A 22228-nucleotide genomic window follows, 5' to 3' on the forward strand; every position below is an offset into this window, starting at 1 on the left:
TATTTTTTATTTCTCTTTATCATATTCTCCCATTAAAGCAAAATATCCAAATGTCCCCAATCCTAAAACAATTAATGGAGTCAGGATAAAAAGAATGATGATTCCAAATACTAAATCCTCCTGTTGTCCTGATGAAAATTTTGGAAGGCCAAATTCAAAAACACAAAAATAAGCTGCCGCAATTGCCAATACAATCCAAACAATTCCTAAGACTTTTTTTATTAGATTCATTTTTCAGCAGATTAGAGGTGAGTATTTTTATTTTTATTATCGATGTAAATCATTCCTATTACAAAACAGACCGAAGCAATTACGATAGGATACCAAAGCCCATCCAGGTAAAAGTCCTGTTTTCCTGCGGCTTTTGAATGAGTTACAAAATAAGTGGAAATAGCAGGAAGCAGACCTCCAAAAATCCCGTTTCCAACATGATATGGCAATGACATTGATGTATATCTGATTTTTACCGGAAACATTTCAACTAAAAAAGCTGCAATTGGCCCATAGACCATTGTAACAAACAAAACCTGAACAAATACAAGGAAAACCAAAATCCATTTATCGTGTGAATTGATTGTAATAGAAGTGCTTACCTGAGCTTCTTTTTTAGTGGCAAAATGAGTCTTTTTTTCAATTGAAACTGTTCCGTCAGTAAATTCTTTATGAGTTGTATAAACAGAATCTTTGACAGCATTTAATTCAACTGCAGTTTTTGTTTTTTCTGTAATTTCAGTTTTAAGACTGATGTCTGTTGTTGTATACATTGCTTTGTAAATCGGTCTGTAGAGCAAAATAGCGAGTAACATTCCGCCCATCATAATATATTTACGGCCAATTTTATCACTGAGCCACCCAAACAGAATAAAAAATGGGGTTCCAATTAAAAGCGCAATTCCCAGTAAACTATCAACCTGTGAGGAGTCAATACTCATTACGGTTTTCATGAAACTCATGGCATAAAATTGCCCGGTGTACCAAACCACTCCCTGACCCATTGTAGCTCCAAATAACGCAAGTAATACGAATTTTAAGTTATATCGGTTTCCAAAACTTTCTTTTAATGGATTGGTACTGGTGGTTCCCTCTTTTTTTGCTTTTGCAAATTCAGGAGACTCGTCCATGTTTTTTCTGATCAGGTAAGAAACACCTACCATAACAATAGAAACCCAAAATGGAACACGCCATCCCCAACTATCAAAATCTTCTGCAGAAAGGATGTTTTTGGTAGCCAGAATGACCATAAGCGAAATAAATAAACCAACAGTCGCGGTCGTCTGAATCCAGGATGTCCAGTATCCGCGTTGTCCTACCGGCGCATGTTCGGCAACATACGTAGCTGCTCCTCCATATTCTCCACCAAGCGCAAGACCTTGTAATAAACGTAAGATTAAAACCAATAGCGGTGCCATAAAACCAATAGTTTCATAACTGGGAATACATCCAATTAAAAAAGTAGAACCACCCATTAATAATAAGGTAGCCATAAAAGTATATTTACGCCCAATAATATCTCCTAATCTTCCGAAGAATAGGGCACCAAAAGGACGAACCACAAATCCGGCGGCAAAAGTGGCCAAAGTTGATAAAAAGGCAGCTGTTGGATTGTCGGAGGGAAAGAATTTAGTTGAAATCACAACGGCCAGACTTCCAAAAATATAGAAGTCATACCATTCAATCATAGTTCCCATTGAGGAGGCAGAAATGACTTTCCAAATGCCTTTGGTTGATGTATTACTCATAGAAAGCAAATAATATAATTGATAATAAATAAATAATTAAAAAATATTTTACGAATATAAAAGATATTTATTTATTTGGCTGATACTTTTTTAACAAAAGCACATTAATTGTTTATTTTACACTTTTGAGTAAGAAGAAGTTTAGGGGTCAATCCTAAGTTTTGAGGAGATAGTAAAAACAAAAAGCCCACTCATATTGAGTGGGCTTTGTGGTACCTCCAGGGATCGAACCAGGGACACATGGATTTTCAGTCCATTGCTCTACCATCTGAGCTAAGGTACCGTGCTAATTAATTCACTTTGTTTCTATTTTCATAGTATGGTGAACGTGTTTGCGGGTGCAAATATAGAATGATTTTTAGTTTATCCAAAACATTTTTTAAAAAAAATCAATTCGTACCTTCGCATTGGTAAATAAAAAAATATGGTTGTTACAGTTGATGTTGGTAATACTCGAATTAAAGCAGCTGTCTTTGAGGGCAATACTGTTTTGGAAAATTTTGTTTTTGATAAAAAAGAAGTCGAAAAAAAAATTGAAAATATTTTAAAAAAATTTCAAAATTGCTCAGATTTAGTCGTGGCATCAGTCGGAGATGTCGAAAAACATTCTTTTATGGCTTTCCAAAACAAGCTTAAAATTCATTTTCTCACGCATGATTTTCCTTTTCCTTTTATTAATAAATATGCTACACCAAAAACTTTAGGAATTGACAGAATGGTTTTGGCTGCCGGTGCAACTTTACAATATCCGAAACAAAACAGATTAGTTATTGATGCAGGAACTTGTATAACCTGCGATTTTATCGACGAATTTGATAATTATTTGGGAGGAGCCATTTCTCCAGGAATGCGATTGCGCTATGAATCACTACATAATTATACAGCCAGACTGCCTTTGCTGACCCTCGAAATACCGGAGTCATATATAGGAAATTCTACTGCAGAGGCAATACACTCAGGGGTAGTGAATGGATTAGTCTATGAAATTGACGGATTCATAGATGAATATCGGGCAAATTTTACAAATTTTATAATAATTTTAACGGGCGGCGATGCAGATTTTTTGGCTAAACGATTAAAAAATACCATATTTGCCAATTCAAATTTCTTACTCGAGAGTTTGAACCAAACATTTCAATATAAAATCGACAATGATTAAAAAAATTATAATAAGCGCATGTTTGCTTATCTCGTTCGTTTCATTTGCCCAGCAAGGTACTGCTTCACCTTATTCATTTTATGGAATTGGCGATATGAAGTTTAAAGGAACTATTGAAAACAGATCTATGGGAGGAGTTTCGATTGAACAGGATAGTATACATATGAATGTCGAAAACCCTTCGAGTTATGCCAATCTGAAACAAACAACTTTTACTATTGGAGGAACTTATGGCACATCTAAACTAAAGACAGATACACAGACAGCAAAAACTTCTAGATCAACTTTTGATTATTTACTTTTAGGCATACCAATGGGAAAATTTGGTGCCGGTTTCGGATTAATCCCGGTTTCTTCGGTAGGTTATAAAATTAGAAATGATAATAGTGCAACCCCGGGAGCTACAAGCAGCCAATTTGAAGGTAAAGGTGGAGTAAATAAAGTTTTTCTTGGTTTGGGATACAAATTAAAGCCAAACTGGAATATTGGTGCTGACATTCAATATAATTTTGGAAAAATTGAAACAACCAGCCTGGAGGCTATTTCCGGCGTTGCTTCAAGTACCAGCGAAACTAATACTTCCAGACTTTCGGGTGTTAATTTTAATATTGGAACAATGTATCAGTCCAAAATTAAGGAAAAACTAAATTTATATACGAGTCTGAATTATACTTTTGGCAGTACATTAAAATCAGACAGCCAAACAACAATACAAGTAGATGCAGATCAGACAGTTTTTCCATCAGATGTCAGAAATTTAAAATTGCCTAATAGATTAACAATTGGTGCAGGTGTAGGTGAAGCAAGAAAATGGTTAATAGGAACGACAGTGGCTTTTCAGGGTAGTGGTGATTTTAATAATAATTACAACACAAATGAAAATGTGCAATATGAAAGCTATGCAAAATATGCGGTTGGAGGTTATTATATTCCCAACTATACTTCTTTTGCCAGTTACTTTAGCAGAATCACTTACAGGGCCGGATTGAAATATGAAAAAACCGGACTGGTAATTAATAATGAGTCAATAAAAGACATTGGAATGTCTGTCGGAGCCGGATTTCCAATTACAGGGTCTTTTTCAAATGTTAATTTTGGAATTGAATTCGGAAAAAAGGGTACAGTATCGTCTAATTTAATTCAGGAAAATTATTTGAACTTTAGCCTTGGCTTTTCTTTTAATGATAAATGGTTTGTAAAAAGCAAATTCAACTAAGGGATCAGCTTGTGTTTTTAAGCTCAATACAATTTACTACATTTGGCAAATGAATTTACCAAAAAATCATACTATTATAACCGTTGTCACAGTTTTTGCTGTGACACTGTTTTTTGGATGTGAAAGTAATTTTAAAGAAATTCAGAAAATTAATTTTTCAGAATTTATTCCAGCCAGTGATGCAGATACTGTTAACATTAAGTATACAGATTCCGGACGTATTACAGGAGTTCTCAAAAGCCGAAAAATGTTGGATTATTCTAATGTTGAATTCCCTTTTACGGAATTTCCTAAAGGAATAGATGTTACCTTATACGATAAAAAACAAAAACGTACCTTTATAAAATCTAATTATGCGGTATCTTATAAGCAAACTGGAATAATAGATTTGCAGGGCAAAGTAAAAATAACATCAGAAACCGGACAGATGCTTGAAACGGAGCAATTATACTTCGACCAGAGAAATGAGTGGTTTTATACAGAAAGAAAATTCAAACTTACTGATGCAAAAGGGGTTTCGAATGGTCAGGGAATCGATTTCAGTAAGGATTTCAAGATAATAAATTCACAACGAATAACCGGTGAAATAGAAGCCGACGAATAAAACATACACAATGGGTTACTTAAAATACACACAATACGTTTATTTACTGTTTGCAGTTTACTTTATTTATGACGGAATAACTAAACTAAATGCAGGGAGCGATTCGTTCTGGCTTAGTTTTGCAATTGCAGTAATGGCAATTTTTATGTTTTTCTTCAGAAGGAAATTTGCCAAAAAATTTGATGACAATAAAAAACAGTAAAAATGGAAATTAGTATTATAATACTTTGTTTAATACTATCAGCCTTTTTTTCAGGAATGGAAATTGCCTTTGTTTCTTCCAACAAAATTTATCTTGAAATTGAAAAAAAACAAGATAATTTCATATCCGGAATACTTACACGACTTACCGAAAAGCCTTCAAAGTTTATTGCAGCAATGCTCATTGGCAATAACGTGACACTGGTAATTTACGGTTTTTTTATGGGTGATCTGGTGTTAAAATGGATTGTTGGTTTAGGATATCAATTTTCTGATTTTACAAACGTCATTATTCAAACATTAATTTCTGCATTTATAGTTGTAGCAACTGCTGAATTTTTCCCAAAATTTTTTTTTCAAATCTATGCCAATTCACTGATCAGGGTTTTTGCAATTCCAGCGTATTTTTTTTACCGGCTATTCTACCATATTTCTACTTTTTTTATCTGGATTTCGGATTTTATTTTAAAGAAATTTTTTAAAATAGATGGTGATGAAGTGCAATTGTATTTTAGTAAAATTGAACTCGGAAATTATATTATTGAACAAATGAGTTCTGTGGAAGAAAATGAAGAAGTTGACTCTGAAATTCAGATTTTTCAGAACGCTTTGGAATTTTCGGGTGTAAAGGCACGCGATATTATGACTCCAAGAACAGAAATTGTAGCAATAGATTTATTCGATAACATTGCTGATCTTAAAGCGTTGTTTATAGAAATAGGGTATTCCAAAATTGTTGTAAGCCAAAATTCGCTGGATGATATTGTAGGATATGTGCACTCTTTTGATTTGTTTAAAAAACCTAAAACGATAAAATCAGTTTTAATGGCGGTTGAGTTTGTGCCTGAGACGATTTTAATAAAAGACGCTTTGGGATTACTTATAAAAAAGCGAAAAAATATAGCAGTAGTATTGGATGAGTATGGCGGAACCTCGGGTATAATTACAATTGAGGATATTGTAGAAGAGCTTTTTGGTGAAATTGAAGATGAACATGATTTGGACGAAGAATTAATTGAACAGCAATTAGCAGAAAATGAATATCTTTTTTCAGCCAGGTTAGATGTTGCCTATTTAAATGAAACGTATAAATTAGAAATTCCTGAAGAGGATTCATATGGCACTTTAGGAGGTTTTATAGTTGATTTTACGAAGGATATACCCCAAAAAGGCGAAAAAATAATAGTTGGGAATTTTCATTTTTTAATAGAGGAATGCTCAAACAAAAAAATTGATTTAGTGAAAATGCTGATAAAAGAATGATTTTTTTTCTATAATTAAAAAAATTGCGCAAAATTAAAGAGTAGTTGTGTTGTTATTAACCAGATAATTGTATTTTCGCAAACTGAATATAAAAATTAACAACAATAGAAATGGCAGTTTTAGCAAAAATTAGACAGCGTTCCGCTTTATTAATAGGAGTTATTGCACTTGCATTATTTGCATTTATAATACAAGATCTATTTACAAGAGGAACATTTGGTGAAAGTTCAAAGGATGTAGGTAGTATTGACGGAAAGGATATTTCATTTGAAGATTTTCGGGTTAAGGTTAGTAATGTCGAAAAAAGCGGTCAGGGAATTACTTCCACTCAAGCTGCAAACAAAGTATGGGATCAGGAAGTTTCGATTGCCTTATTAACTGCTCAATTTGACAAACTAGGATTAAGAGTGGGTGAAAAACATCTTTTGGAAGTTTTAAAAACGGATCCAAATATTGGTAAAAATCCAATGTTCTTAAATGCAGCTGGTATGTTTGATATTGCTAAATTTAAAGAGTATTTCAGGGCAAATCCTGAAGCTGCTCAGTTTATTACTGAAAAAGAAAAAGAAGCAGCATTAAATGCAAAATTTCAAATTTATAACACATTAGTAAAATCAGGTCTTTACACTACTGCAAGTGAAGGGAAACTGAAATATGAAATGGAAACCAACAAAGTAAATTTTGCTTATGTGGGTGCCTTATATTCTTCTATTAAAGATAGTGAAGTGAAGATTTCAGATTCTGAGATTATTGATTATATGAAGAAAAACGAGAAAAAATTTAAAGCAGATGCAACTCGTGAAATCCAGTATGTTTTGGTTGAAGACAAGCCTTCAAAAGAAGATGAAGGGGATATAAAAACTAAAATTACTTCCTTATTAAATGGAAGAGTGGAGTATAATGCAAAAACAGGTAAAAATGATACATTGCAAGGTTTTAGAAATACAACTAATATCGCAGAATTTGTAAACTCTAATTCTGATGTTCCTTACGATTCAACCTACATCGCTAAAAATTCATTGCCTGCAGTTGATGCTGATAAATTATTTAGTTTAGCTCCTGGTCAAATCTATGGCCCCTATGTATTTGGAAGATATTATGCTATTTCGAAATCTTTAGGATTTAAATCTGGGGTTAATGCAAAAGCAAGTCATATTTTGATTGCTTATGAAGGTTCTCAAACGCCTAATGCAAAAGAAAAAAGAACAAAAGAAGATGCAAAAGCAAAAGCCGAAGAAATTTTAGCTCAGGTCAATGCTAATCCGGATAGTTTCATGATGTTGGCTTTTACATCATCTGATGATTCCTCTGCACAGCAAGGTGGCGATTTAGGGTATTTTGGGCCTAATCAAATGGTAAAGCCATTTAATGATTTTGTATTTAATAACCCGGTTGGAAAAGTTGGTTTGGTTGAAACTCCTTTTGGTTTTCACATTATAAAAGTTACTGATAAACAAGACGGAATCCGTTTGGCGACAATTGCTCAAAAAATTGAGCCTTCTGAAGCTACTTCTGATAAAATATTTACACTGGCAACTAAATTTGAAATGGAGGCTGGGGAGAAAGATTTCAATGCTACTGCAAAACAGCTTGGCCTAAAAGTGGCACCTCCTGTAACTGTAAAAGCTATGGATGAGTCTTTAGGGCCATTACAAAACCAACGTTCAATTGTAAGATGGGCTTTTGACAAAGAAACTAACGAAGGCGATGTAAAACGTTTTGAAATTGCGAATGTTGGTCACGTTATTGCACAATACAAAAGTGAAAACAAATCAGGTTTGATTTCTGTTACACTCGCAAGACCTTATGTTGAGCCAATCCTGAAAAACCTTAAAAAAGCTGAAATATTAAAAGCCAAATTGACAGGTTCTAATCTTGATGCTATTGCAAAAAATGCAGGAGTAAAAGTACAACAAGCTACAAATGTGACTTTAGATAACCCGGTTTTACCTGGTGGAGTTGGACAAGAGCCTAAAGTTGTCGGTAATGCATTCGCATTAGCTGCAAATAAAGTTTCTGCTCCAATTGAAGGAAATACAGGTGTGTATGTTGTAAAAAACATCAATACAGTAAAAGCTCCGGCTCTTGCAAATCATGCAGAATACGTTGCTAAGGTAAAAGCTCAAAGTGCATCCGATGCCAGCAGAATTTTACCAGCATTGAAGAACAATGCTAAAATTGAAGATAACAGATTACAATTTAACTACTAACTTAGTAATTAAAATAAATTTATAAGAAACCCGAAACATTTAAATGAATGTTTCGGGTTTTTCTTTTTTTTTAAGGCATCATATTCTTCTTTAGTTATATGTAGATGATAGAATATGATTAAAAAGTTTGGGATATTCAAAATATTACTGTTAATTTGTCCGAATTTTATTTATAGAAAGTAAATTTAATCATGAAAATATTAAAAGAAAATATTAAAAATTGAGAGGAATGAGGAAAAAATACTTTAATAATCAGGCGTTTAATGTTTAGTTTTTTCAGAAAAAAGCCCAAAGTGTATTCCAAAATTGAAAATCATATTTATGGAATAATAACGGAACTTTTGAAGGTTAGCACCACTGACATCAATGTTGATGAATTAGGTGGTAAATATTACCTAAGCAATGAAGAACAGCATTTTAAAGTTACCATATTAAGTAACGATTATGTTATCAGGCTGACTAATACCCGTGATTCTGTTGCTGAAAAATACGATAAGGTTTTTGTTGAAGATGTTTTAAAAGCTGTAAAAGAAGAAAAACATCGAAGAATGGAATTAGTTTATGATTCTATTACCAACAGTATAGAAAAAATGGCTGAACGGTTGCATAACACCCTTATAGAATCAAATGAACAAGAAACTCAGAAGGTTCGTCACCTTGAAACAAAAGTTATTAAAGGAAACAAAGCAAATTAGTAATTAGCTTGTTCAGGACAATCGCAGAGTGATATTACTGCAAAATCATTTCCTGATAAGAAAGTATTGTTTCATACCCTTTTGAAATAAAATAAGGGGTAGGGTTTTCCTTTGATAGTACCATTACAAAATCACCTCCCCAGGCACCAAGACTTTTTACAACACCATTAAAATCCGGGAAAGCTAATTCTTTTATGGTTTGTATTTCCAATATATTGCTTAAATGAATTTCGTGCTTTTGCACTGCTAAAGCAAATTCTTTCGCTGTAACAGCATTTAAAATACTTGCTGTGATTTTATTGTTATCAGCAATATTTCTGGCTAAACTTTCATTTTTATTATTGTAATAGGCGTTAATAGCTGTTTTGCTGCTTTGCTTTTTATTAAGATAGACAAAATAGATATTTTCGGTAAAATCCGGATTAAATTTTACTTCTTCAACAAGTGGTAAATTATCTTCTAGGCGATAAACTATTGGTGTGTCATTCTGAGCGCAGGCAATATCATAGCCGCTGCCTCCAAAACTGTTTTTAAGCAATGTAAAGGCATCAATATTTAACCATTGGGCAATATTGTTCAGTAAGGTTGAAGATGTGCCCAATCCCCAGTTTTTTGGAAAGGTGAGGTGGGTACTGATTTTATATCCATCTGAGTTATTTATAAAATCAGGATTTAGGAGATACGCTTCATGCAAAATATTGATTAACGTTGACTTTACAGTTTCAATTTTTATTTTGTTATTATCTATAACTTCTTTGAAGGAAATAGTATCTTCAAACCAAATTTTTTCATCTACATTATAACTTTTCCAAATTAATTCCTGATTTGAACCTGCTTCTACAATCAGGTTCTGACCAAATTTTGTGGGTAAGGCAAAGGCTCTGGCACCATCTAAAACAAGATATTCTCCGGTAATTAAGAGTTTTCCGTTACTGTAAAAGGTTGTTTGCATACGTGTATTTTTAGCCCCGATGGTAACGGCATCCTTTTATGGCGGGGTTCGCCATAAAAGATAAAGTGTACAGCGGGATCAGCTTCTGATTATTTTCTTAAATTTTCAATAAATTCAACTACGGCACTATGAGAAACGGTATTTTTTTTGAAATGACTTCTAATTAAAAGTCGTTCTTCTTCACTGGCTTCAAATTGGTTGATGATGTTGTTCAGGTGCATTTTCATGTGGCCTTCCTGGATTCCTGTTGTAGTAAGAGAACGCAAAGCTGCAAAATTTTGTGCCAGACCCGCTACGGCCACAACCTGCATTAGTTCCTTTGCTGAAGGTTGTTCGAGCATTTCCAGACATAATTTTACCAAAGGATGCAATGATGTAAGTCCGCCAACGGTGCCTAAAGCTAATGGTATTTCGAGCCAGAAAGTAAAAATTCCGTTTTCGATTTTAGCGTGTGATAAACTTGCATACTGGCCGTTTTTTGAGGCATAAGCATGAACACCGGCTTCGACAGCCCTGAAGTCGTTTCCGGTTGCCAGAATTACAGCGTCAACTCCATTCATAATCCCTTTGTTGTGGGTTACGGCACGAAAAGGTTCTACTTCTGCAATTTGTACAGCCTGAACAAAACGCTCTGCAAATTCCTGTGGATTGGGAATATGTTTTTCTTTTAAATCTTCTATTGCGCAGGAAACTTCGGCCCTTACAATACAATTGGGAACATAATTGGATAAAATGCTCATAATGACCTGAATGTCTAAATCAGCATTATGCGCTTCTTCTTTTAAAGTTGTGGCAAATTGCTCTAAACAGGAGTTGATAAAGTTGGCTCCCATGCTGTCTTTGGTTTCAAAAGTGGCATGAAGCTGGAAATAGTTATCGAGTAAATCTCTTTTATCTTTTAAATGAATGTCTAAGATTCCTCCTCCGCGCTGCTGCATATTTTTGGTAATGCTTTGCGTGTCTGAAAAAAACTTAGATTTTATTTTATTAAAGAAAGTTGTCAGGGTTTCTGCTTCTCCTTTGAAAGTAAAGTGAACCTGTCCAATTTTTTCGGTATCAATCACTGTGGCTTTGAAACCGCCGCGTGTTGCCCAGTATTTTGCTGATTTTGATGCTGCAGCGACAACGGAACTTTCTTCTATTGCCATTGGGATCGTTTTGTATTTTCCGTTGATTAAAAAATTGGGAGCAACGCCCAGCGGAATATAAAAATTGGTAATGGTGTTTTCTATGAATTCGTCATGCAGTTGCTGGAGCTTTTCGTCTGAATTCCAGTAATTTCTTATTATATTCAGTGCTTCATCTGGGTTTGAAAAAAATTCTTTGGCGATCCAGTTTATTTTTTCCTTTTTGGATAATTTAGAAAATCCGGCAACAGCGTTGTTCATTCTCAGTATATTAAATAATAATGTTGCTGCAAAGATACCAATTTAAGAGTTTTGTTGCAATGAATTTAAAATTTGCGAAGCAGGCAATTATTATTTTTTTTAACATTTAACACTTAAAATGTGTATTATGTTTATTTTTTTTACTAAAATTGGTCTCTTTTTTATATTTAAAATAATTCTGAATGAACACAAGTAAAGTTACTGTATTACTTTTATTTTTGGTTGCGACAGTTTTTGGACAACAAAAGATTACTGTTGAAAATATTTACAGTGGAGCATTTCGTACCAAAGGAATGGACGAGTTGCAATCCCTAAAAAATACGGATCAATACACAGTTTTAAATTTAGATCAGGCCAGCAGAAGTATGCAGATTGATTTATATGATTTTGCAACGCTAAAAAAAGTATCCAACCTTATAGATACTAAAAATCACAAAGAACTTGCAGACGGAATTGACAGTTATACTTTTGATGCTTCAGAAAAGAAGATATTGATTGCATGTAATTCCAATCAGATATTCCGCCACTCTTTTACGGCAGATTATTTTTTATATGATATTGCTGCTAAATCACTAACCAAACTTTTTGATTTTCAGGTACAGGAGCCCACCTTTTCTCCAGACGGAACAAAAATTGCTTATGCAAAAGAAAACAATTTATACGTTTACGATGTAGCTTCAAAAAAAGCAACAGCAGTTACTACTGATGGAAAGAAAAATGCTATTATTAATGGTATTACGGATTGGGTTTATGAAGAAGAGTTTGCTTTCGTCCGGGCTTTTGACTGGAGTAAAGACAGTAAAAAACTAGCTTATATTCGTTTTGACGAAAGTGCCGTTCCGGAATTTTCGATGTCGATGTTCAATAAGGATTTATATCCAACTATTGAAACCTTTAAATATCCTAAAGCCGGAGAGAAGAATTCAGAAGTTTCTTTACATGTGTATGATGTGGCCGGCAATTCTGCTAAAAAAGTAGATTTAGGAAAATACAATGATTTTTATATTGCAAGATTACAATGGACAAATGACAATAACATTTTATCAGCTCAGGTTTTAAACCGCCATCAGGATAATCTTGATTTACTGTTTGTTGATGGAACTACTGCCTCAGCAAAAGTAGTTCTGAATGAAAAAGACAAAGCATACATTGATGTCACGGACAATTTGACTTTTTTAGAAGATAATAGTTTTATCTGGACTAGCGAAAAAGACGGTTTTAATCATATTTATGTATATGATAAAACCGGAAAACTTAAAAATCAGGTTACAAAAGGAAACTGGGAAATAACTTCTTACTACGGTTTCGACAAAAAAACAAAAACTATTTTCTATCAGTCTATAGAAAATGGTTCTATCAACAGAGATGTTTACAGTATTGGATTAGACGGAAAAAATAAAGTACGTTTATCTAAAAATACCGGAACAAACATGGCTACTTTCAGCCCTAACTTCCAATTCTTTATTAATACTTATTCTAGTGCTTCCCAACCGACAACTTATACTTTAAACGAGGCAAAAACCGGAAAACAAATTCAGGTGATTGAAGACAATAAAGGGCTTTCGGATAAATTGAAAAGCTATAATCTTCCAACAAAAGAATTTTTTGTTCTAAAAACAGCAAAAGGAAACGAATTGAATGCCTGGATTTTAAAGCCAAAAGATTTTGATCCTTCGAAAAAATATCCTGTTTTCATGTACCAATATTCCGGTCCGGGATCTCAGCAGGTAAATAACGATTGGAACAGTACAGATGATTATTGGTTCTTATCCCTTACACAGCAAGGATATATTGTAGCTTGTGTGGACGGAAGAGGAACGGGTTTTAAAGGTGCCGATTTCAAAAAAGTGACACAAAAAGAATTAGGAAAATACGAAGTAGAAGACCAGATTGATGCGGCAAAAGTTATTGGAGCTTATCCGTATGTTGATGCCTCAAGAATTGGAATTTTTGGATGGAGCTATGGAGGTTTTATGGCTTCTAACTGTATTTTTCAGGGGAATGATGTTTTTAAAATGGCCATTGCTGTGGCTCCTGTAACCAATTGGCGTTTTTATGATAGTGTTTATACGGAAAGATACATGCAGACACCACAGGAAAATGCAGCAGGATACGATCAGAACTCTCCAATAAACCACGTTGACAAATTAAAAGGGAAATTTTTATTGATTCACGGATCAGGCGATGACAACGTTCATGTGCAAAATTCAATGCAAATGATGGAAGCGTTAATTCAGGCGAACAAACAGTTTGATTCTCAGATATATCCTGACAAAAACCATGGTATTTATGGAGGTAAGACAAGAATTCAGCTTTACAATAAAATGACTAACTTTATCAAAGAAAATCTATAAATAACTCTAAATAATAAAAAATAATAGTAAATAATATGGTAGAAACTCAAGTGAAATCAGCGCATCCAAAAGGACTTTGGGTATTGTTTGGGACGGAGATGTGGGAGCGATTCAATTTTTACGGAATGCGGGCTTTATTGACTTTATTTCTTGTGAACTCATTATTGATGAAAGAAGAAGAAGCTTCGTTGATTTATGGAGGTTTTTTAGGTCTTTGTTATTTAACACCTATGTTAGGTGGCTTTGTTGCCGATCGTTTTTTAGGTAACAGAAATTGTATTTTATTAGGTGGATTATTGATGGCTATCGGACAAATGCTATTGTTTACAAGTGGCAGTATTTTTGAATCTAATTTAGGTTTGGCAAAAACTATCATGTATTCTGCACTAGGAGTTATTGTTTTTGGTAATGGATTTTTCAAACCAAACATTTCGAGTATGGTTGGAAGTTTGTATCCTAAACAGGAGAAAACAAAATTAGATAGTGCTTTTACTATTTTCTATATGGGAATTAATATCGGAGCTTTTTTAGGTCAATCCATTTGTCCTTTGTTAGGTGATGTAAAAGATGCTGGTGGAATTAGAGATATTCATGCTTTTAGGTGGGGATTCATGGCGGCTTCTGTTGCGATGCTTTTAGGAACAATTCTTTTTTACTTCTTAAAAAATAAATATGTGGTTACTCCTGAAGGAAGACCATTGGGAGGTTTGCCTTCTGAAAATGTAGCTTCTGATTTTGAGGAAGGTGAAGCTCAAAAAGCTAATTTTTCCAACCAGGCTTTGGCAGTTGCCGGAATTGCATTTATTGGTTTAGGCTTATTTTTTCATTACGTGGTAGGTCAGAATTTAATTTATACCTTGATTTATTCAAGTGGTATTTCTTTGGCTGGATTAATTATTTCCGATACTTCCTTAACTAAAATTGAAAGAGATAGAATTATTGTTATTTATATCGTTTCATTCTTTATTATTTTCTTTTGGGCAGCTTTTGAACAAGCAGGTTCATCATTAACTTTTATTGCGGATAATCAAACTGACAGGAATTTCTTTGGTTGGCAAATGCCTCCTTCTATGGTTCAGATATTTAATGGTTTATTTGTAGTTTTATTGGCAGTTCCTTTCACAATACTTTGGGATACGTTAAGAGCTAAAGGGAAAGAACCTATTTCGCCAGTAAAATTAGCTGTTGGTTTAGTCGTGATCTCTATTAGTTTCTTTATGATTGCAACTCAGGTTTCTTATATTGGTACTTCTGGTTTACTATTGGTTAAATGGCTTATTTTATTATATTTCTTAAATACTTGTGCTGAGTTGTGTTTATCTCCAATTGGTTTATCATTGGTAGGTAAATTATCTCCAAAACGTTTTGCATCTTTATTATACGGAGTATTCTTTTTATCTAATGCATCTGGTTACGCTTTAGGAGGGACTTTAGGGTCTATTTTGCCTGCAACAGGAGATAAATTTGAAAAAGCAAAAGAATTAGGAATCGATCTTCAGGCAGTTTTAGATAATAAAGTAGTACCAACTGCAGAGCAATTATCACTTTTAGAAAAACATCAAATTAGCGCACACAATCACTTTTTTGCCGGATTTGAAATACATAACTTATATGAATTCTTCATGGTATTTGTAGTTCTTACGGGTATTGCAGCAATTATATTATTTGCTTTGACTCCGTTCCTGAAAAAAATGATGCATGGTGTCAGATAATATGGAACATAACATCACTTTAGAAGAAATTCAAAATTTTAAAGGAAAATACCCAAAACAATTGTGGTATTTGTTTTTAGTTGAAATGTGGGAACGTTTTTGTTTCTACGGAATGAGAGGTGTTTTGGCATTTTTCATGGTCGATCAATTAGGATTATTAGAAGGTAAAGCGAATCTTCAGTATGGAGCAATCCAAGCTTTTGTATATGCATTTACTTTTATTGGAGGAATCTTTGCCGATAAAATTTTAGGATTTAAAAAGTCACTGCTTTTTGGAGGTATTATAATGATTCTGGGGAATTTGCTTATAGCAGCTTCGCCTCATGATTTTTTCTATTACGGTATAACATTATCAATTATTGGAACTGGTTTTTTTAAACCAAATGTGTCTTCAATGGTTGGGGAATTATATCATGAAAATGATGGTCGTAGAGATGCCGGTTACGGATTATTTTATGCCGGAATCAATATTGGTGGAATGTTAGGTGGTGCAATTCCTATTTATTTAGGTAAAAATTATTCATGGAGTTTATGTTTCCTTTCTTCGGCGGTTGTTATGATCATTGGAGTTATTACATTTCTTTTAACTAAAAAATATTTAGCGCCAATTGGAAATTCTCCTTTAGAAAACGCTAAACCTGAAAAAAGAAAAAAATACGAAATTGCAGTTTATATAGGATCGTTTTTAGTAATTCCTTTCGTATATATTATGGTAATCAATACTGATTACACGGATTATTTCATGTACACGATTGGAGTTATTGCTGTTGGTTATTTCTTATATGAATTGTTTAAAATTGAAGATAGAAAGCAGCAATACAAGTTAGCAGCTGCATTCATTTTTATATTTGGATATTTTATGTTTATGGCTATTTCTGAGCAATCAGGAGGTTCGTTGTCGTTATTTGCCAAAGATAATTTATCAAATAAATTATTGTTTTTTAATATTGATCCAAATGTGGTAAACAATAGTATAAATTCAATGTATGTCATCATATTTAGCCCGCTTGTTGGTTTGCTTTGGATATTTATGTATAAAAGAAAAATCGAACCAAATACAGTAATTAAATTCGGACTTTCATTTGTGTTGTTAGCCGCAGGTTTCTTTATTTTTTACAGCGCAAGATTCTTTATTGATCCAAAAGGATTAAGTTCTCTAAATGTTTTTGCATTAGGATATTTAATCTATACACTTGGAGAATTATGTATCGGGCCGATCGGAATGTCAGTAATTACAAAATTATCACCAAAAAGATTATTTGGTATGATGATGGGATTGTGGTTCTTGTCTAGTGCTTTCGGGCAATTGGCAGCTGGTAAATTAGGTTCAGAAATGTCTAATTCAAATACAGGAACAACCTTAATGTCTAAACTTATTGCTTACACAGACGGATATTATCAATTAGCTGTATATTCGTTAGTTGCAGGTGTGGTTCTAATTGTTACTACTCCGTTAATCAAAAAATTAATGCAAGAAGTAAAATAGAAGTCATTTACTGTTTTTTTGTTTAAATTTGAAAAAAATTAACCCACATGAAAAAAATATTTATACTGGTATGTTTAGTAATTGGTTCTTTTGCTGTTGAAGCTCAGAGCTCGAGCGTGATTGAACAGGCAAAGGAATTAGACTGGCACACAGATGTGAAGGAAGCAATCACGATCAGTAATAAGGAAAAAAAACCTTTGTTAATGTTTTTTACCGGAAGTGATTGGTGTGGCTGGTGTATTCGTTTGCAAAATGAAGTTCTAAAAACACCGGAATTTCAGAAATGGGCTAATGAAAATGTAATTTTAGTCGAATTGGATTACCCAAGAAGAACTGCTCAGACGCCAGAAATTAAAAATCAAAATGCCGAATTGCAACAAGCTTTCGGCATACAAGGATTTCCAACAGTTTACTTTACCAGTGCAGAAACTAAGGATGGGAGAGTAAATTTTAAAGGTCTTGGTCAGACTGGATATGTAGCTGGTGGTCCAACTGCCTGGCTTTCAGTGGCTGACGGAATTATTAAATCTCAAAAATTATAAAAACTATTCTACAGTAAATTGGAATCCCTTCATTCATATGAAGGGATTTTTTTTAGTAAGAAAAATATATTGCTATTGTTAAAATAGGTCGGTAAAAAATAAGATTTTGTCAATTAAAAACAGTAAAAAAAACAGATAGTGTAATTTTAATATTAAAAATTCTTGCATAATTAAAATATTATGTTAATTTCGTAATGCTAACTAACTAAACTTATGTATTATGATAAAAAAATTACTTCTATTAATTTTATTCTTAACATCCATTTCATTCCAAGCCCAAAACTTAGTTTGGAAGACCAGTATGGATGATGCTATAAATGCCAGCAATGAACAAAGAAAACCAATGTTGATTTTTTTTACTGCTTCAACTGCTCCTAATAACCTTCAAAATGAGGTGTTTAAGACACCAGATTTTGCTGTTTGGTCAAGAGATAATGTTATTTTGGTAAAGTTGGATTTATCAGACAATGCCGCTTCCGACTATGATAAGGAACAAAATATAAAGCTTAAAAATGCTTTTGGAGTGCAGGAATTGCCAGAGGTTTGTTATGCCAGAGCGACAATCAGAAAAAATAAAACAACATTTCAGGCACTAGGTAAAATAGGTTATAAACCTGGCGGATTTAAAGCATGGATTTCAGAATCAGATGCAATTCTGCATCCAATGGAAGAATGATTATTTACTATTTAATTTATAAAATCCTTTTTCCGTGGTCGAGTGAAAAGGGATTTTTTGCCTTATACAAGTGGCTTTCCAAAGCTTTTTAATGGAATTCGAGTTGGAAGCATCAGCAATAATTATCTCCGGATGCAAATCTTTCAGAATACGGTCCAGATTTATTTTTGGCGATTCAATTAATACCAGTATATCAGGCTGAACTATTGTTTGATATACTTTTGTACTATCAATTATTGAAATTTTTTTTCCGTTGAAATAAAGGACATTTCTAATTTTTATTTTCTTTTCTAAAATAACAGAATTGCCAACTAAATAAGAATTCAAAATGTTATTGTCAGATACTTTCCCAATATGATTTTCATTGCTAAAAAACGTTATGCTTTTTCCGTTTCTCTCTGTGATCAACGTTTTTTTCTTCACATTGTAAACAATTAATTCGTTAGTATTTTCTATTTCTTTTTTCGTAAGGATAAATGATAATTGTAGAAAAGTTATTGAAATCATCATCATAATCAGTTTAGTGCAACTTGGTTTTTTTAGCCAGATAATAGTGAAAATTATTATTGTATAAAGTGAAATCAAATAATAGGAATTAAAGCTAATGTCATGAATTACAAATGACTCAAAAGAGGCAACTATATGAATTGATTTATTGAGAAGGTAAATGCTTTTCTCGAAAATTTCAATTAAAATCAAAGGCGGTGTAATAAAAACAGCAATAATCATTACTATTATCCCAACAATCATGATGAAGGACAAAATCGGAATTATAATAATATTGGTTACAAAAAATAACCCGGGAAATTGATGAAAATAGTAAAGACATATTGGTAGTGTACCAATCTGGGCAGCAAATGAAACGGTTAAAACATCCCAAATATAAGAGATGATTTTATTTTTTGGCGACCATACATTTTTTAATAATGGCTGTAGCCAAAGTATAAAAAACAGGGCAAGATAACTTAGCTGAAAACCAATATCAAATAAAAAGTAAGGTTCGAAAAGTAAAATTAATACTATTGAAACCAGTAAAGTATGATATGTATTTCCGCTTCTTCGTAAATGATTTCCAACAGCCAGAAAGGAAAACATTACCACGGAGCGTAAAACGGAGGGCGATAAGCCTGATATTATGGTGAAAATAAACAACGAGCTAAGTATAGCCATTAATTTTATAAATGATCCTTTTCGTGTATTAGGGACAGGTTTTAAAATAAAAGAAATAAACAACATAATAAAGCCAACGTGTAATCCTGAAACCGAAAGAACATGGGTGGCACCTGAAAATTGATAATCCTGAACTATGTCTGATGAAATTTCCTGACGTTGACCGAGAATTAAGGCTAATGCGACATTCATTTCTGTTTTTCCAAATTTTCCTTTTTCAAGATTATGCAATATTCTGGAATGTAACTTTCCGGCATAATACCAAACATCTTTTTTGAGTTTTTTATTAATAAATATGTCAGCTTTGGCCGTGTATATTTGAGCGTAAATTTGTTTGTCATTCAAATAACTAGAGTAATTAAATTGATTCGGATTCTTAGGAAAGCTGTTATATTGTAATGCAGCTTTTAGTTTGATTATGTTTCCAATTACTAATGAACTCTTTAAGTTGTCATCTTGTACATTCAATATGATTTTTCCTGAATAAGATTGATTTCCTATCGAATTGACATTAGCTATATATCGATAATTATAATCATTGCTTTTTAATTTTTCACTAATTGTTAAAATTATCAAATGTGCTTCCTTAAAAGCTTTTTTATTATGTATATAATTGGATTGCTGTAATGATTCTGTATGAAACAATAGTGTTGTAAGACCTAGAAAAAATGATATCACATAAGTATGTATGCTGAAAATAAGATTTATTTTTTTCTGTTTTTTTGACAAGTAATAAAAAACAAGTAATAAAACTATTTGAACTGCCAGGACAATAATTGAAATATTTATGGATATTTGCCAATTATAAGCAACCAATATTCCAAGAATAAAACTTATTGTAATTTTTGTCAAAGGAAACTCTAATACTTTCATTTTCTAAAAGTATTAAAAATTTGTAAGAAAATTATATTTATTTTAAATTAAGATTATTCAATAATCCGATTGATTTGGGTGTAGGAGTTTTTATAATAGATTTCTTTTGTAGAAGAAATAATTACGCCTTTTGAAGTGGAAGAATGTATAAACTTAATTTCTGTTGGATTAATCTCAATAATAAGGCCAACATGGTTAATTTGTTTGCCATTGTTTGTTTTAAAAAAAATCAAATCTCCTTTTTTAGCATTATCAGGGTTGACAATTTTGCCAATTTTGGATTGCTCGAAAGAACTTCTTGGAAGTTTGATGTTTTCAGAGGCGAAGGTTGTAAACACCAATCCTGAACAATCAAACCCATCTTTGGTTGTTCCGGCTTCTTTGTAGGGCATACCAAGATTTTCAGTGGCTGTTTCAATTAGAGTAGTAATTAGCTTTTTAGTTTCTCGTTCCCCGCTTTTGGATGTTGTAGCAGATGAGCATTTACAAGAAATAAATACAATCAACAACAATAATAAAAGGAGTATTTTTTTCAAAAGAAATTTTTTAGACTATTTAAATCTTTAATAATAAGTTTTGCCGTTTTTTTACTTGCGCCTGTCCCACCCAATTTTTGCTCTAAAATATCATAACTTTTCAATAATTTTTCACGATAATCGGGCTCCAGTAATTTTTGTAATTCTTCCTTAATTCGTTTAGTATTACATTCTTCCTGAATTAATTCTGTCACTACTTCCTGATCCATAATTAAATTAACAAGCGAAATGTATTTTAAAGTAATAATGCGCTTGGCAATTTGATAAGAAGCCCAGCTTCCTTTATAACAAACAACTTCAGGAACTTTAAAAAGTGCAGTTTCTAATGTTGCAGTTCCGGATGTTACTAATGCAGCTGTTGAACAACGAAGCAAATCATAGGTTTTATTCGAAATAAATTTAATGTTTTTGTTCGTGATGAATTGTTGGTAAAAATCAAAATCCTGACTAGGGGCACCGGCAATTACGAATTGATATTCCTTAAAGTCATCAACGACACTAAGCATTACACTAAGCATTTTAGTAATTTCCTGTTTGCGGCTTCCAGGTAAAACGGCAATAATTGGTTTCTCAGTTAATTGATTTTCTGTTCTGAAAATATTTTCATAAGGTCTGGGTTGATTTTGTATAGCATCAATTAAGGGATGGCCAACAAATTCTACCGCAAATTGATGTTTATCTTCATAAAAGCTTTTTTCAAATGGCAAAATCACAAACATTTTATCTACATCTTTTTTAATAGCCTTAATCCTGCTCTCTTTCCATGCCCAAATTTGAGGTGAAATATAATAATGTGTTTTATAACCTAATGCTTTGGCCCATTTGGCTATCCGCATATTAAACCCTGGATAATCAATAAAAATAAGAACATCAGGTTTGAATTGTAAAATATCTTTTTTGCAGATTTTTATATTGTTTAAAATGGTTTTCAAATTAAAAATAACTTCAACAAAACCCATAAATGCCAAATCACGATAGTGTTTTACTAAACTTCCGCCAGCTTTTTCCATCAAATCACCACCCCAAAATCTAATAATAGCATTAGGATCTTCTTCATACAATGCTTTCATTAAATTTGATCCATGTAAATCTCCGGAAGCTTCACCAGCAATGATGTAATATTTCATAGTATTGTTTTTGAAAGCATGTAAGTACCACACTTAGTAACATTTAATCCGTAAAGATAAGATTAAATAAATAATGAAAAAATAGCAGTATAATGATTGGTAAATTCAATTGTTGACTTGTTGAATAGTTTGGTAGCAGTTAAGTCAGATTGAACAGGTACTACATAATTAATAGCTTGTACTTTAATGGCAGCATTATTGATTTAATGTCTGGAAATGCAGAATTTTAAAAAGCAAATTTAAAGACAGGCTTTTGTAGAATACTAACAAATACCCGTTGGGTGAAATTATTTAAGAGAATAAAAAAAGATTAGATATTGGTCAA

General features: G+C 32.7%; 19 protein-coding genes and 1 tRNA gene. 12 read left to right on the forward strand and 8 right to left on the reverse strand.

Annotated features, from left to right (window positions below):
* Positions 1-6: 6 nt before the first annotated feature.
* The 3 genes from ABI657_RS11695 to ABI657_RS11705 form a co-directional block, all read right to left on the reverse strand.
* The gene (locus ABI657_RS11695) at positions 7-231 is read right to left on the reverse strand and encodes a DUF6814 family protein (protein WP_348097442.1); all 225 of its coding nucleotides are present in this window, start codon (positions 229-231) and stop codon (positions 7-9) included.
* Between the two features lie 11 nt (positions 232-242).
* On the reverse strand, positions 243-1739 hold the full coding sequence (locus ABI657_RS11700) for an MFS transporter (RefSeq protein WP_348097443.1): 1497 nt from the start codon (positions 1737-1739) through the stop codon (positions 243-245).
* Positions 1740-1949: 210 nt separating this feature from the next.
* Positions 1950-2022, reverse strand: a tRNA-Phe gene (locus ABI657_RS11705).
* A gap of 141 nt (positions 2023-2163) precedes the next feature.
* Here ABI657_RS11705 and ABI657_RS11710 point away from each other — a divergent pair.
* The 7 genes from ABI657_RS11710 to ABI657_RS11740 all read left to right on the forward strand — a co-directional run bounded on the left by ABI657_RS11710 (position 2164) and on the right by ABI657_RS11740 (position 9087).
* Positions 2164-2898, forward strand: a complete 735-nt coding sequence (locus ABI657_RS11710) for a type III pantothenate kinase (protein ID WP_348097444.1) — start codon at positions 2164-2166, stop codon at positions 2896-2898.
* Entirely contained in the window at positions 2891-4114 is a 1224-nt protein-coding gene (locus ABI657_RS11715; RefSeq protein WP_348097445.1) for a hypothetical protein, read from the forward strand. Before ABI657_RS11710 ends, ABI657_RS11715 begins: the two co-directional genes overlap by 8 nt.
* 49 nt (positions 4115-4163) lie before the next feature.
* A complete protein-coding gene (gene lptC / locus ABI657_RS11720) occupies positions 4164-4718 on the forward strand; it encodes an LPS export ABC transporter periplasmic protein LptC (protein ID WP_348097446.1) in 555 nt (184 codons plus the stop codon).
* Positions 4719-4728: 10 nt separating this feature from the next.
* Complete coding sequence (locus tag ABI657_RS11725) at positions 4729-4920, forward strand: hypothetical protein (protein WP_348097447.1); 192 nt, start codon at positions 4729-4731, stop codon at positions 4918-4920.
* Between the two features lie 2 nt (positions 4921-4922).
* Positions 4923-6182, forward strand: coding sequence for a hemolysin family protein (locus ABI657_RS11730; protein ID WP_348097448.1), 1260 nt, complete (start codon positions 4923-4925; stop codon positions 6180-6182).
* Positions 6183-6292: 110 nt separating this feature from the next.
* The gene (locus tag ABI657_RS11735; RefSeq protein ID WP_348097449.1) at positions 6293-8392 is read left to right on the forward strand and encodes a peptidylprolyl isomerase; all 2100 of its coding nucleotides are present in this window, start codon (positions 6293-6295) and stop codon (positions 8390-8392) included.
* 293 nt (positions 8393-8685) lie between these two features.
* Entirely contained in the window at positions 8686-9087 is a 402-nt protein-coding gene (locus ABI657_RS11740; protein ID WP_348097450.1) for a hypothetical protein, read from the forward strand.
* A gap of 34 nt (positions 9088-9121) precedes the next feature.
* Here the strand turns inward: ABI657_RS11740 and ABI657_RS11745 are convergent, their stop codons facing one another.
* The gene (locus ABI657_RS11745) at positions 9122-10039 is read right to left on the reverse strand and encodes a GYDIA family GHMP kinase (RefSeq protein ID WP_348097451.1); all 918 of its coding nucleotides are present in this window, start codon (positions 10037-10039) and stop codon (positions 9122-9124) included.
* An 89-nt stretch (positions 10040-10128) separates the two neighbouring features.
* Positions 10129-11427, reverse strand: a complete 1299-nt coding sequence (locus ABI657_RS11750) for a hydroxymethylglutaryl-CoA reductase, degradative (RefSeq protein ID WP_348097452.1) — start codon at positions 11425-11427, stop codon at positions 10129-10131.
* Between the two features lie 182 nt (positions 11428-11609).
* On the opposite strand from ABI657_RS11750, the gene ABI657_RS11755 reads away from it, so the two are divergent.
* From ABI657_RS11755 to ABI657_RS11775, 5 genes are all read left to right on the forward strand, one after another.
* Positions 11610-13781 carry a S9 family peptidase gene (locus ABI657_RS11755; RefSeq protein WP_348097453.1) on the forward strand — a complete coding sequence of 724 codons (2172 nt, stop codon included), beginning with the start codon at positions 11610-11612 and terminating at the stop codon, positions 13779-13781.
* Positions 13782-13816: 35 nt separating this feature from the next.
* Positions 13817-15493 (forward strand): peptide MFS transporter, encoded by a 1677-nt coding sequence (locus ABI657_RS11760; RefSeq protein WP_348097454.1) that lies wholly within the window; start codon positions 13817-13819, stop codon positions 15491-15493.
* Between the two features lies 1 nt (position 15494).
* Complete coding sequence (locus tag ABI657_RS11765) at positions 15495-16979, forward strand: peptide MFS transporter (RefSeq protein ID WP_348097461.1); 1485 nt, start codon at positions 15495-15497, stop codon at positions 16977-16979.
* Positions 16980-17026: 47 nt separating this feature from the next.
* Complete coding sequence (locus ABI657_RS11770) at positions 17027-17521, forward strand: thioredoxin family protein (RefSeq protein ID WP_348097455.1); 495 nt, start codon at positions 17027-17029, stop codon at positions 17519-17521.
* 220 nt (positions 17522-17741) lie between these two features.
* Complete coding sequence (locus ABI657_RS11775; RefSeq protein ID WP_348097456.1) at positions 17742-18197, forward strand: thioredoxin family protein; 456 nt, start codon at positions 17742-17744, stop codon at positions 18195-18197.
* Here ABI657_RS11775 and ABI657_RS11780 read toward each other — a convergent pair whose 3' ends face one another.
* From ABI657_RS11780 to lpxB, 3 genes are read right to left on the reverse strand one after another with little or no spacing between them, the layout of a single operon-like run.
* Positions 18198-20240, reverse strand: a complete 2043-nt coding sequence (locus ABI657_RS11780; RefSeq protein WP_348097457.1) for a ComEC/Rec2 family competence protein — start codon at positions 20238-20240, stop codon at positions 18198-18200.
* Between the two features lie 53 nt (positions 20241-20293).
* Positions 20294-20776 carry a C40 family peptidase gene (locus ABI657_RS11785; protein ID WP_348097458.1) on the reverse strand — a complete coding sequence of 161 codons (483 nt, stop codon included), beginning with the start codon at positions 20774-20776 and terminating at the stop codon, positions 20294-20296.
* Complete coding sequence (gene lpxB / locus ABI657_RS11790) at positions 20773-21903, reverse strand: lipid-A-disaccharide synthase (RefSeq protein ID WP_348097459.1); 1131 nt, start codon at positions 21901-21903, stop codon at positions 20773-20775. Before lpxB ends, ABI657_RS11785 begins: the two co-directional genes overlap by 4 nt.
* Positions 21904-22228 lie beyond the last annotated feature (325 nt).

The organism is Flavobacterium sp., assembly GCF_039930565.1.
Lineage (GTDB): Bacteria > Bacteroidota > Bacteroidia > Flavobacteriales > Flavobacteriaceae > Flavobacterium.